The sequence below is a fragment of the Segatella copri genome, assembly GCF_024330485.1.
Classification (GTDB): Bacteria; Bacteroidota; Bacteroidia; order Bacteroidales; family Bacteroidaceae; genus Prevotella; species Prevotella copri_L.
On sequence record NZ_JANDWX010000001.1, the window covers coordinates 511,649 to 524,412 of the forward strand.

The 12,764-nt window shown below is 38.4% G+C and carries 11 protein-coding genes and 1 pseudogene; 4 read left to right on the forward strand and 8 right to left on the reverse strand.

Annotated features, from left to right (window positions below):
- The first annotated feature begins 26 nt into the window (after positions 1 to 26).
- Positions 27 to 842, forward strand: a complete 816-nt coding sequence (locus NNC77_RS02035; RefSeq protein WP_254969745.1) for a metallophosphoesterase family protein — start codon at positions 27 to 29, stop codon at positions 840 to 842.
- Positions 823 to 1,548 (forward strand): hypothetical protein, encoded by a 726-nt coding sequence (locus NNC77_RS02040; protein ID WP_117693080.1) that lies wholly within the window; start codon positions 823 to 825, stop codon positions 1,546 to 1,548. Before NNC77_RS02035 ends, NNC77_RS02040 begins: the two co-directional genes overlap by 20 nt.
- Here the strand turns inward: NNC77_RS02040 and NNC77_RS02045 are convergent.
- From NNC77_RS02045 to NNC77_RS02075, 7 genes are all read right to left on the reverse strand, one after another.
- Entirely contained in the window at positions 1,545 to 2,708 is a 1,164-nt protein-coding gene (locus tag NNC77_RS02045) for a DegT/DnrJ/EryC1/StrS family aminotransferase (RefSeq protein WP_254969744.1), read from the reverse strand. The genes NNC77_RS02040 and NNC77_RS02045 overlap by 4 nt on opposite strands.
- A gap of 1,340 nt (positions 2,709 to 4,048) precedes the next feature.
- Positions 4,049 to 4,801: a DUF3800 domain-containing protein gene (locus NNC77_RS02050; RefSeq protein ID WP_022120945.1), complete on the reverse strand. Its 753-nt coding sequence runs from the start codon at positions 4,799 to 4,801 to the stop codon at positions 4,049 to 4,051.
- A 127-nt stretch (positions 4,802 to 4,928) separates the two neighbouring features.
- On the reverse strand, positions 4,929 to 5,549 hold the full coding sequence (locus tag NNC77_RS02055) for a sugar transferase (protein ID WP_181976437.1): 621 nt from the start codon (positions 5,547 to 5,549) through the stop codon (positions 4,929 to 4,931).
- 33 nt (positions 5,550 to 5,582) lie between these two features.
- Complete coding sequence (locus tag NNC77_RS02060) at positions 5,583 to 7,487, reverse strand: polysaccharide biosynthesis protein (RefSeq protein ID WP_254969743.1); 1,905 nt, start codon at positions 7,485 to 7,487, stop codon at positions 5,583 to 5,585.
- Between the two features lie 6 nt (positions 7,488 to 7,493).
- Complete coding sequence (locus tag NNC77_RS02065) at positions 7,494 to 8,081, reverse strand: sugar transferase (RefSeq protein ID WP_118141602.1); 588 nt, start codon at positions 8,079 to 8,081, stop codon at positions 7,494 to 7,496.
- 26 nt (positions 8,082 to 8,107) lie between these two features.
- On the reverse strand, positions 8,108 to 9,328 hold the full coding sequence (locus NNC77_RS02070) for a DegT/DnrJ/EryC1/StrS family aminotransferase (RefSeq protein ID WP_118141578.1): 1,221 nt from the start codon (positions 9,326 to 9,328) through the stop codon (positions 8,108 to 8,110).
- 112 nt (positions 9,329 to 9,440) lie between these two features.
- A complete protein-coding gene (locus NNC77_RS02075) occupies positions 9,441 to 10,436 on the reverse strand; it encodes a glycosyltransferase family 2 protein (protein WP_254969742.1) in 996 nt (331 codons plus the stop codon).
- 670 nt (positions 10,437 to 11,106) lie between these two features.
- Here NNC77_RS02075 and NNC77_RS16765 point away from each other — a divergent pair.
- Both NNC77_RS16765 and NNC77_RS02080 read left to right on the forward strand, forming a co-directional pair.
- Positions 11,107 to 11,226, forward strand: a pseudogene (locus NNC77_RS16765) (IS982 family transposase); the annotation flags it as partial.
- 121 nt (positions 11,227 to 11,347) lie between these two features.
- Positions 11,348 to 11,569 carry a hypothetical protein gene (locus NNC77_RS02080; RefSeq protein ID WP_437183745.1) on the forward strand — a complete coding sequence of 74 codons (222 nt, stop codon included), beginning with the start codon at positions 11,348 to 11,350 and terminating at the stop codon, positions 11,567 to 11,569.
- Positions 11,570 to 11,643: 74 nt separating this feature from the next.
- Here NNC77_RS02080 and NNC77_RS02085 read toward each other — a convergent pair whose 3' ends face one another.
- Entirely contained in the window at positions 11,644 to 12,738 is a 1,095-nt protein-coding gene (locus tag NNC77_RS02085) for a glycosyltransferase (RefSeq protein WP_254969741.1), read from the reverse strand.
- Positions 12,739 to 12,764 lie beyond the last annotated feature (26 nt).

Genomic DNA, 12,764 nt, shown 5'->3' on the forward strand with positions numbered 1-12,764 from the left:
AGTTTTTAAAGATAAATAAGACAAGAATGCATAAAATTATTCCCTATATCCTGGCTGCCTGTAGTCTCTGTATGGTGGCATCCTGCGATACCGTCTTCGATGTTCATCCGTATGATGTGCAAATCGACGGCGATAGAAATCTGAATGTTACCAATATTCAGAAGATTGAGGCTGCAGTAAAGTTGAAAGATACAATCCGTTTTGCTATGATCAGCGATTCGCACCAGTGGTTGGATGATTTGAAGAGTGAGGTTAATGATATCAATCGCCGCAGTGATTCCCTCGATTTCGTGATTCATTGTGGAGACCTTACCGACTTTGGTGCTACCCGTGAGTTTCAGTGGACCCGTGACCATCTTCAGAAGTTGAAGATACCTTTCGTGGCTCTGCTGGGTAATCATGACTGTTTGGGAACAGGTAACCAGTCTTATCAGAAAATCTTTGGTAATCCCGATTTCAGTTTCATCGCCGGTAAGGTAAAGTTTGTCTGCCTCAATACCAATGCCATAGAGTTCGACTATTCCCGCCCTGTACCTAATTTCGATTTCATGGAAGAGCAGGTTAAGGCAGATGCTGATGACTTTTCGCGTACCGTTGTCTGCATGCATGCAGGACCTTATTCAGAACAGTTTAATAATAATGTGGCTAAGGTCTTCAATTTTTATACGCATCAGTTCCCTGGTTTGATGTGCTGTCTTTACGGTCATGGTCATCATACCGAGCAAAATGACATTTATGGCGATGGCATCATCTATTATCAGGTGGCTAATGCCGCTAAGCATCAGTACTATATATTCACCATTACTCCAAAAGGTTATCGTTATGAAATTATTGAGTTTTAAGCATATATTCATTCTGGGAGCTTTGCTTGCTGCAGGTTCTGTACAGGCTCATGCTGCCGATGAGGTTACCGGGAAAAGTGAGGAGTTAGAACTGACGGATAGTATCGTTCATGATACGCTGGTGTTGGCGGATGGCAAACTGACCCGATATGACCGCCGCATTATGCGCTACCGTAAGCATTGGAATTTGCTGATACCTACTAGTGGTATCATTCAGACCTGTGGCAATATGGGTATCATTTCGCTGGGTATCGGATGGGAATATGGTAAGCGCCGCCAGTGGGAAACGCAGCTCTTGTTTGGCTACATCCCGAAGTTCAGTTCTGACGATGAGAAGTTAACCATGACGCTCAAGGAGAATTTCATTCCTTGGCGTCGCAATATCGGTAAGGGCTGGTGGTTTGAACCGCTGGAGTGCAGCCTGTATTTCAATACGGTGTTCGGACATGATTTCTGGACTAAGCAGCCTACCAAGTATGAAAGCGGCTACTATCCGTTCTCTACCAGAGTCCGTCCTAATATCGCCTTGGGTGAACGTTTTAAGTATGATATTCCGCACAATAAACGTAAGCGTATCAAGAGTATCACGTTTTTCTATGAGTTGGGTACAACGGATATCTATTTTATGCGTTTCTACCGTAACGGCAATGCCGGTTTCTGGGATGTCTTCGGCCTCTCTATCGGTGCCAAAGTGCAGTACCTTTAAGCCAAGAACTGGTTGATGAGTTTGCTTACTCTGATGATATCTTCATCGTTGAGCGATGAGTTGCAAGGCAGACTCAGTTCTTCGTCAGCTATTCTCTTAGCTACCGGAAATTCCAGATGATTCATTTCCGGATAGCATGGCTGCAGATAGGGTGGGCGGAAGTAATGAATCTTTGTGCCGACCCCATTCTCAGCCAGGAAAGCTTTCAGTTGGTCTCGCTTCGGGGTAAGGAAAGGGAAGACGTGGAAAACATTTTCATGAGCAGGAGAGATGAGTTTCGCAGCGATGCATCTGTCCTTGATGCTGTCATCCAGATGCTCTAGATATAGCTGTACCTGTCTGTATCTCGCTTTCTGTTCGTTTTCAGGATATTGCAGTTTCACATTCAGTACCGCAGCCTGAATCTCATCCATGCGCGAGTTGACGCCCTGGTATCTGAAGATGCCGTCTTCTATCTTTCCATATTCGTGTAGTGACATGATGGCTTCCGCCAATTCCCTGTTATTGGTAGTTACAGCTCCCGCATCTCCCAATGCTCCCAGATTCTTGCTAGGATAAAAACTGTGGGCGGCAGCATCCGAAAGATTTCCGGTATATCTTCTTTTCGATGGTTTTTCTGAAGAATCAGATAGAGTAGTGGAGCATCCGAATCCCTGTGCATTGTCTTCAAAAAGCAAAAGATGATGCTTCTTGCAGATTTCAGCAATCTTCGGAGTCCATGCCAGTTTGCCATAGAGATGAACAATCATGATGGCTTTGGTCTTCGGTGTGATTCGGGCTTCTATCAGCCGGTCATCTATCTGTAATGTATCGATATTGGCATCCACCAATACAGGTGTCAGTCCTACGCTGCTGATGGCAAGTACGGTAGCGAAATAAGTGTTGGCAGGCACAATCACTTCATCACCTTTCTGCAACTTTCCGATAGCCAGTTCGCCCATCAGCATCAGTTTGAGCGCATCCGTCCCATTAGCGCAGCTGATGCAGTATTCTGTACCGATAAACTGTGCATACGATTTCTCAAACTTCTTTACGGCTTCGCCTTGCAGATACCATCCGCTGTTGACCACCTTGTTGATAGCATCCTTTATCTCCTTCTCGTATGGCTCATTGATGGCCTTCAGGTCGAGATAAGGAATCTTCTTTATTTCTGTTTCCATTGTTTCTTCTGTGATGATTTATACAAGTGATAAGACTTGTTTCTATAAATAAAAACGGATGTTTTGCGGTATTTATTATATGGGGAGCTATAAAAAAGACAAGAGCAGCTATCTTCTCAGACAACTGCTCTACATTCAATAGGTATTAGTTTTCTTTAAGGTAAAAAGATTGTATTCAGGATAACGTTTGCAAAGGTACTAAAAAAAAATGAAACAAAAAAATAAAATGGCAACAAAATTGCCATCAACTTAAAAAAAAGTTTTAAAACCCTTTGCGGAGTCTTTTCTATTTGTACGAGAAAACAGATTTTTATATAAATAATGCCAAATAAAAAGCTGTGAAATGGAAAAACTGTCACGAAACCGTCTTTTTCCCTTTCACAGCGTTCGATGTCTAAAATATTTTGCCAAACAGGTTGTTCATCGTAGTTTTGATTCGATATGCGCTCTATAAAAATAGTTACCATCAATATATAGTCAATATGCTATGTTGGGTATGATTCTTCCCAACAGTTAGATAAGGTGTCTTCCAACTCCAAATTCTTCTGCAACTTGCTAGTATCGGATATATTTTTTAGCTTTTATCGTTTAAAAGATTCTAAAAAACAGTAATTATCGTTTACGAGTTCCCACTAGTGGGAACTCTCATTTATTTTATTTTTTGTATCTTTGCACCGTGTGACACAGATTAGAACCTTATTACCTACTTTGGAGGCGTCGCGACAAAAACAGTAATGTACGGATCTCTACTTCCGAAAGCCAACGGAGGCGGAGACAGGAGAGATTATGCCCATAGCAAGAGAGCTATACAGCGCATTCTTTGCTCAGTGTTTACGGTGACAGGGTGACACGATGACACTAGTTTTTCAACATTTCGCCTCGCACGCGGGCAGGCAGGAAAAATCAGGCCGAAAGTTCCTGCCTGCCCGCGCGAGAGTAAATCTTCAGAAATCACTGTCACCAGTGTCACCCTGTCACCCAGAAGTCGGTTACTTACGATGCGAAAGTCAGTTACTTACGATACGAAAGTCAGTTACTTGCGATGCGAAAGTTAGTTACTTACGCCCCGTAATCCACTGGCTTACGACGCGAATTACAAGTGTTAACTCCTTTAAGATCAAACAAGCTATGGAGATAGAAGTTACATCAGGAGCAAACAGAGTCAGATCTGTTACCTTCATTTTTATGTTAATTCTTTAAAAAATCAATAAATAATCATCTATTTATTTGCATATATAAAAGAATTACCATATCTTTGCAATCGGATAAAGGCTTCTTTATTCAGGATTGGGGTGTCCCCGGTCGGGAAAGGGTTACTTCACAGTGACTCTTTTTTTGTATTATTTTCCTTGTTCTTTTGGGAAAATCTTCATACCATATACCTTTCCGTTTAATTGGAAGATATTCTTTTTCAGTACATCAAAAGCAAGATTCACTCCATTAGGATTCAAAACATGTCGAGTTACCGGATAAGCTATCAAGTCAGCAATCTGAAGTCCAATTATATTTTCAGATTTCCATCTCATGTCGAACTTTTTAAAAACTTTTTTCATTCGATGACTATCCACCCAATATGTTCCTCTGTCTAACAGCTGATTATAATAATTAAGAAGGGATGCATCTTCCTTTTTGCCACGTTTTTCGATAATGGTACAAAGTTCTATGTCAGTCAAACCAAGAGAGTCTAAATAAAACACGACTCTTTCCATTATATACGATAAAGACAACCCATATACATCATTCAGTTTACCATACTGCCTGATATATGGTTCTTTTAATATCGAGCAGCAAACTACGACATATCCATTATCTCCAAGTATATCATTAACACCCTGGAAGAATCGTTTTTTGACATCAAGGTCAAACAAAACCTCGAATCCATTTTGACACTTTCTTATATCCCGACTATGAAAAATAATATTTATATTGTTCCAGATTTCCTTTTTAAGGACATTGATTCGTTCTGTCAACACTTTGTCCTGTTCCTCGGAGACAACAATACCACAAAGTGTAAATATAGGGAATTGTGGGTCAAAACTTGCTAAGTTTTGATCTCCGCATTCATCAAGATACAATATAAATTTATTCGCCATAATTTTTGCCTATTTAAAATGCAAAAATACAACTTTCTTTTCTATTTACAAAGTTTGCTGAGATAAAATAACTTAAAAGATCGCTATGAACAAGTATTCACCCCTTTATTGCATCAGTAGCTCATCATTAGAATATTTTGCCAAACAGGATGTTCATCATAGTTTTGAATAGAATCTTGGCATCAAACCACCAGGATCTGTGCTCCAGGTAGAAGAGGTCAAGACTTAGTCTTCTCAACATCTTCGGCATCGTATCCGTATATCCGTTATACAGGGTGGCATAAGAAGTCACTCCTGGACGAATCTGGTAAAGAAAACGATACCGAGGATCATGTACCATAATCTGGTCGATATAAAATTTGCGTTCAGGGCGAGGACCTACAAATGCCATGTCTCCTTTAAAAACGTTCCAAAGTTGAGGAAGTTCATCGAGGTGATGCATTCTTAAAAAACGTCCAACTTTAGTGAGCCTTGGATCACCTTTTATCTCAAGAAGATCAGGACCATCTTTTTCTGCATCAATCTTCATGGAACGAAATTTATAGATAAAGAATGGCTTGCCATGTAGACCTATGCGCTCTTGACGGTAGATTACAGGTAGCCCATCCTCTAATCGGATAGCAATAGCACACGCTATGGCTAAAGGAGAGAAGAATATCAGACAACATGCAGCGATGACGAAATCGACGGAGCGCTTTATAATTTGCTCCGTCTTATTCATGTTGTCTTTATATTGTTTATTTTCCATCAGTTTTTTTATTTATTACAAACGTGAAAGTGCTTATTTGTCGAGCTTCTCGTAAATCGAATTATTGCTTTTGTACTCTGGAACGATTTCCTTCATTATCTTTACTGTGAGCATTTCATCGTATAACTTGCTTTTTTCTATCAAGTTATCGATTTGCTTAGATACTTCAGTATAATCGTATTCACGTACTTCAGCGATTCTTATTTTGTCATGGAACGACGGCTTGGTTGATTCCTTCTCATTAAGCACTTCCTCGTAAAGCTTTTCGCCTGCTCTCAGTCCAGTGTATTTGATTTCAACGTTCTTTGCTCCACTGAGGTTGATCATTCTCTGTGCCATGTCGGCAATGTTGACAGGTTTGCCCATGTCGAAAACAAATATTTCCCCGCCGTTACCTTTTGTTCCTGCTTCCAGAACTAGTTTGCAAGCCTCTGGAATGAGCATGAAGTAGCGGATGATACGTGGGTCTGTAACAGTGACAGGACCACCAGCTTTAATTTGTTTCTTAAATAAAGGTATAACAGAACCATTGGAGCCCAATACGTTACCAAAGCGGGTTGTAACAAACTGGGTTTCTCCTTTGACGATACCTTCTTTCACAGCTTTGTTGAGGCTCTGTACATATATTTCACAGATACGTTTTGAGCATCCCATCACATTGGTAGGATTCACAGCCTTATCAGTTGATATCATAACAAATTTCTTCACGCCATACTTTATAGCTAAATCAGCCAGTATTTTGGTGCCATATACATTATTTTGAATGCTTTCACATGGATTGTTCTCCATCATAGGAACATGTTTATATGCAGCAGCATGGAAAACATAGTCAGGCAAGTATGTCTTGAAGATATGTTCCATTCTCGACTTGCTACAGATGGTGGTAACGATGGTTTCAGCTTTTATCTCAGGGAATTGCTTCGCCATCATCAATCGTATATCGTGCTGCGGAGTCTCTGCACTATCTATCAGAATCAATTCTGCAGGACTGTACTTAGCGATTTGTCTTACCATTTCGCTTCCGATGCTTCCTGCTGAACCTGTAATCAATATGCGTTTACCATGAAGCATGGCACCTACACTTTCCATATCGATGCTGATTTCATCACGAGGTAAAAGATCCTCGATGCTAACTTCCTTGAGCTGTTGCTGTTCATTTCTGTTCCACTCCTGTGTGGTAGGCATATAGATATGTATGCCTTCTGCAAGTAATGCATCCTGGAAGTCTTTATTTGCGCGAAAAACGTTGATGGCACCAGGAGAAATTAATAGGGTAGAGATATTGTTATTTCTCATTTTCCTGATGGTATTCAGGTCTGGAGCATACACTTTGGTTCCCATCAGGTGATGGTGCTTTATTTTTGTATCATCAGAGATAAAGCCTATGAGTTTAAATTTCATGGGTTTACTGTTCTTGATTTGCTTGGCGAGACCGATACCACCTTCTTTCACGCCGTAGATAAATGCATGTTTAATGTTGTAATCTGAGAGAGAGACATCAAAGATAGTCTTAGCAATCACTCTGATAGCCCACAAGACTAAAGTGGAAATGAGAGCTCCAAGTACGATATTGCGGTATTCAATTTCTACCCCTGGGAAGAAATGAGTACTAAGCAACATGTTTTTCGTTATGGCAGACAGTACCGCACCAAAAGTAACAGCATAGAATACTCTTTGCAAATCAATAAACGATGAGTATCTGAGGATACCGTCGTATGTGTGGAATATCCTAAAACCAATGGCATGGAACAACGTGAATATAGCAAAGAACATAGAAAGTTGTCCTAATATGCCCAACGCTTTTACTCCACTGTTAATCTGTTGATATATAAACAGGTAAGAAATAAATATCACAGCACAATCTATCCAGAAAATACACCAGTATGGTAGTGATTTTCTGGAGAAATACCAATCTGTAAATTTCCTGAAATTCTTCATAGTTTTCTATCTTACTATTTCTTTAAATGTGGTAAATATAATCTTGAAATATTCTCCAAGTGTCTGATTTTGTATATATACCATATTAAGTTTAATTTTGTTGGGCATAATCAAATTTACATAAGCTTCATCAGGTGTTTTTGATTCTCCCAAAATTTTATTCTCATCCACGTATTTTATGGACGCCCAATCTGTAATGCCTGGTCTTACATGTAGAACCTGTTTTTGTTCTTCTGTATAGAGGTCTGTATATTTTTTTACCTCTGGTCTTGGGCCAACTAAACTCATGTCTCCGATAAACACGTTCCAAAGTTGAGGAAGTTCGTCCAATTTATATTTTCGAAGGATAAATCCGGTTTTGGTTATACGGTTGTCCTTTTCTCCTATAGTGATTAGCCCCTTTTTATCAGAACCAATTCTCATAGATCTGAATTTATAGAGTTTGAATGGCTTGCCGTTTTTGCCAATTCTCTCTTGTGAGTAAAATCCTCCTCCCTTGCTCTCTATCCTAATGAGAAGATAGAGAACAATAAAGAGAGGTGACAATATTACTAATCCCATAATTGAGAATATTAAATCGAAGAATCGAATCATAATTATGATCATCCTATATTTATTATTTACTTTGTTTTTTTCATAATAGTGTCGTATGCCTTGATGACAGTTTCTGCTACAAATATAACTTCCTCTTCGGAGAGTTGAGGATATACTGGCAATGAAATCTCGTGGGCAAAATTCTTATATGCTTGTGGATAGTTCTTGATGTCATATCCCATACCTTTGAAAAGTGTGAGCATTGGCATTGGTATAAAGTGAACATTGACAGCTACTTCATTTTTTGAGATCTCTTGAATGATGGCATCTCGTTGTCCTTCTGTGATACCTTTAATCCGCAAGGCATATACATGGTACGAACTCTCCTTTATGTCAGATGTTGCAGGAGGCGTTATTGCCCAATCTGAATTAGCAAAAGCCTTGGCATAAGTATTGAATACTCTTTTTCTTTCTTTGAGTAGATTCTCGTATTGACGTATTTGAGCCAAACCAATAGCAGCATTAACATCTGCCATATTGATCTTCATGCCTTGTCCAACAATATCATATCTCCAACCGCCAGCTTTTGTTTTCGTGAAAGCATCTTTCGTTTGGCAGTTGAGAGTTCTCAGGCGAAGTTCTTTGTAAAGTTCTTCGTTGTTGAATGGTTCTGGCAAGTTAAGGCAGATAGCTCCACCTTCTGCTGTTGTTACATTCTTTACTGCATGCAAAGAGAAAATAGCAACATCTGTTTCTGAACCTGTGCGCTTATTGCCATAATGTGCACCTATAGAGTGGGCGGAATCACTCAAGACGAGAATTCTGCCTAATTTCTCTTGTACTTCAGAAGTAGCATGGAATAAAGTTTTTATCTTTTCTGATGTTACCAATTCCATAATTGCATCATAATCACAAGGAAAACCTGCAATGTCAACAGGAATAATAGCCTTGGTTTTTTCAGTAATGGCATTTTTTATTCCTTCAACGGAAATGTTGAAATCTTCTGTAGAGTCAACCATAATCGGTTTACCTCCAGCCCATAATACGGCCATGGCTGTAGCAGAATAGGTATATGCAGGAACAATGACTTCATCTCCTGGTTGCAGTCCCAGCCATCGGAGCATGAGGATGGCACCTGAGGTCCACGAATTTATGCATAGTACATTTTTTACACCTGAAATCTTACCTATTTCTTCTTCTAATGCTTTTACTTTTGGACCAGTCGTAATCCATCCCGATTTGAGTGAATCAACAACTTCGTTTATTACGTTGGCATCAATGTATGGAGGTGAAAATGGAATTTTCATATTTTATAAAATTTGATGTTTGTGTTTGCTTTATATTTTATTATTTAAACGCATTCTGAAGTTGCTTTATTGTGTTAGTAACTTAAAATGTTTACTATTTTATTAAAAACCGCTATCTGTTATGAATTTTTCTTCCTTTTGCGAGTCCGAATATTGTTCCTATTCCGTAAGAAACGTGTACACAGAAAAAAAGTATGAATAACGGCAACGTGCATTTAATGTTTCTTGTAGTTCCTGTTATTGCAGCAACAATAGCTGCAATAAAATATACAGCAAGTCCTCCTTCCAAAAGATAACAGAATGGGTTCCATAAAAGGGAGAGGATTATGCCTATAAATATACAAACAACAAAGAGTAATGGGATAAGATGTCTTATTCCTATAGCTTCTTTGTCGATATAATACAAGTAACCGATAGATTCACCGTTCGCATACATTTGTTTGCATGATGCTTTTAATGTAGGGCGAGCATAATAACTACTTATGATATCAGGATTGAAATAAACTTGATATCCTGCTTTTCTTATGCGAGAATTGTATTCATTATCTTCACCTCTTGGTAAGTCTTCTCTCATGCCGCCTATTTCCTCTATGATTCTCCTCGGAAATGCTCCGAAAGGTACAGAGTCTGTGTTGTGAGCTTCGTTACTTACTCGGAAAGCTGCACCACCAATGCCAAAACGTGAATGATTCAGAATGGCGTTGGTTTGAGCCCATACGGATTGGTTGAATGGTAAAATGTTACATCTGCCACCAACATTGCCGCGTTTCTTATCATCCTTTAGATTTTTTATACAAAGGGAGATATATTCTGAATTATATTCAGCATGAGCATCTAATCTTATTATGTATGGTGCAGTAGAATTTTTGATTCCTATATTGAATGCTACTGATTGAATTTTTTTCTTGTTTTCTATGAATCGTATATTCTGATGTGATTTTTGATATTCGGCAACAATATCTTTTGTATTATCGTTACTACCTCCATCTATTATCATTACATCCATTTTTTCAAATTCATATGTTTGCTTAATAATTGAATTCAAACAACGAGAAATGAAACGTTCCTCGTTGAGAGTAGGTATGACTATTGCAACTTCGTAATTCATTCTAAATATGTTTTTAATTTTTGAAAATCAATATCCCATGTAGTTTCTTCCTTTTGGAGTCAAATTCATTTGTATGTACCGTTCTTGATAATAGGCCTTAGTAGGGATGATTATCTTTTTGATGAGTATACTGATTGAAATGAAACTACTTTGTAAATGATTTTAGATATTACTATTCAGTTTCTCTATTATCAAAATAACGTTGATTGTTTAAAAATATTGTATTACTCAATAGAAACTTTGGCAAAAAAAACGAAGTTTGCTAAAAAAAAAACGCAAGTCTATTTTCCTTATATTAATCTGTATAGTAAAAGCGTTGATGGTTTAAATAGATCATGAAGGAATTCCATGCCTTCTCGTAACGTTCTTCTGCGATTGTCATAACTTTGAATTTTAAAATTAAGGTGCAATGGCACGAACATTTGAAAGCAGACGCAAGGTATAAACGCGGAGCCGTTTACTATCAGGATCTTTTTAGAAACGGATCTCGTAAAAACCCTTCACCCCTCACCTTTCCGTCTGAATCCCCTGTGCTTATCGGGGATTTAGAGGGGAAAAATGAAGGGCGAAGAGGTTTATGCGTATTCTATTTAAAAGAAGCACTTTATTAAGGTCTAATAAAGCGCTTCGTTAGGTCATGCTGATTTTCATATAATTTAGAAGCGCTACAGAATATTTCTGTATCAATTCCAAACCTATAGAGGTGTGCCGTTTGTCCAGAGGATTGTGTTGCAAGATGAAAGGAACATACCTAACAAACTCTCCAATATTTGGCTATTGCGCTACGCGCTACTCAGAAGACATACACCTATCAAACAGTGCATTCGCATAGTTTTTTTATATTAGGTAAAACTGAATAGCAATATTCTTTTGCTCAGAAAGTTACGCCTAATCAATGGCATATCTTTGGAATGGAGTGGACTCTTGCTTATATAGTTATGTATGTTGATGGAAAAATAACAGGAACGTTTCTTAAATCAGATGATTCCGAAGAGATCGAAGGAGGACAATGGACATTTGATCGCCCATATTATATTATCCATAATCAGAGTGTAGGGGATGATAACTGGAATACTCCTATGTTAAATGCAGTATATGAAACAGAAATAGATTGGATAAAAGTTTATCAATAATAATTTCCGCAATATTATAATTTGTTGTTTTTTCTAAGTACCTGAGCAACATTAGGTTGCTCAGGCGACTTCTATTATTGCAAAAGCTCTCTAAAAGCTTTTAATGCAAAAGAATTGGAATAATTGTTTTCGAAAATAGAGCGTGAATATGTATTGTACTTTGGCACTGAATTTTCAGCAAAATAATTAATGGCTTCGATATATTCTTTTGCTGTATTGCAGAGTCTACCACACAACGAGGTGTCAAGTTCATAGCCTTCAAATGTTTCGGTTGTACCTAATATGTTCTTACCGTACATCAGAGCTTCGCATGTTTTTACCTTCATACCACTACCAGAAAATATCGGAAATACCATAAAGTCTGCTTCTTCGAAGAAAGGTGCAAGGTCGGGAACATTAGAGAATACAGGAATGTCTACCAAACAAGGCTGAGATTTTTTCAGCTGGTCCATGTCCTTGCCTATTATCTTGAAATCTATGTCTACATGTGGCAACACATTCTTTACAAACCACAAAAGCCCTTCGGTATTGGCAGGAAAATTACTTCCGATGAAATAACATTTAGGCTTTCTACCGGTAAAACCCTGCTTGTCGAAGTTCTTGCCTACACATTTGTCTTCAAATGTGATAGGAACTATGTTATCAAACGGCTTGCCATAGAGCGACTTCATAATGTTGCTGTCGCGCATACATAAGCCCACAGACTTATCCGAATAGTCAATGCTGTATTTGTCGTTCTTGGCTGCACAGTCAATGACAATTTTCCTTAGTGGGAACTTCTTGCTGACCCTTGCTTCATAGTAAAGACTTTCTACATTATGGAAGAAATTGATGATGATACCTTTGTATCCATGTTTCTTAAGTTTCTTGGATATTATTCCCAAAATACTGGTATTGATGAAGATATAGTCATACTTGTTAGCCATGTTTATAATGGTGCGGATCTTACCTGGCGTCAACCCGTAAAAATAGCCGAAAGGAAAGAGTATTGCTGACTGCAGCATTGAAACAATACAGTTTTTCTTTCTGTTGTCGTTGATGAAAAAACAGTCAACATTTTCTTTGCCAAGGACATTGACAGCCATTTCTACATTGCGTCTGTTGGCTAGGCTTCCTCCGTCAAAGATATTATGGAAGTCTTGAAATGATATGAATAAAACTTTCTTCATATAGCTTTATGGTTTTATATATTACT

Bases quoted from the DNA above. Each gene is read 5' to 3' on its own strand.
- NNC77_RS02050 (WP_022120945.1), bottom strand. From the start codon at position 4,801: ATGGCGAATAAATTTATATTGTATCTTGATGAATGCGGAGATCAAAAC.
- NNC77_RS02055 (WP_181976437.1), bottom strand. From the start codon at position 5,549: ATGGAAAATAAACAATATAAAGACAACATGAATAAGACGGAGCAAATT.
- NNC77_RS02045 (WP_254969744.1), bottom strand. From the start codon at position 2,708: ATGGAAACAGAAATAAAGAAGATTCCTTATCTCGACCTGAAGGCCATC.
- NNC77_RS02080 (WP_437183745.1), top strand. From the start codon at position 11,348: ATGGAGTGGACTCTTGCTTATATAGTTATGTATGTTGATGGAAAAATA.
- NNC77_RS02035 (WP_254969745.1), top strand. From the start codon at position 27: ATGCATAAAATTATTCCCTATATCCTGGCTGCCTGTAGTCTCTGTATG.
- NNC77_RS02040 (WP_117693080.1), top strand. From the start codon at position 823: ATGAAATTATTGAGTTTTAAGCATATATTCATTCTGGGAGCTTTGCTT.
- NNC77_RS02070 (WP_118141578.1), bottom strand. From the start codon at position 9,328: ATGAAAATTCCATTTTCACCTCCATACATTGATGCCAACGTAATAAAC.
- NNC77_RS02065 (WP_118141602.1), bottom strand. From the start codon at position 8,081: ATGATTCGATTCTTCGATTTAATATTCTCAATTATGGGATTAGTAATA.
- NNC77_RS02075 (WP_254969742.1), bottom strand. From the start codon at position 10,436: ATGAATTACGAAGTTGCAATAGTCATACCTACTCTCAACGAGGAACGT.
- NNC77_RS02085 (WP_254969741.1), bottom strand. From the start codon at position 12,738: ATGAAGAAAGTTTTATTCATATCATTTCAAGACTTCCATAATATCTTT.
- NNC77_RS02060 (WP_254969743.1), bottom strand. From the start codon at position 7,487: ATGAAGAATTTCAGGAAATTTACAGATTGGTATTTCTCCAGAAAATCA.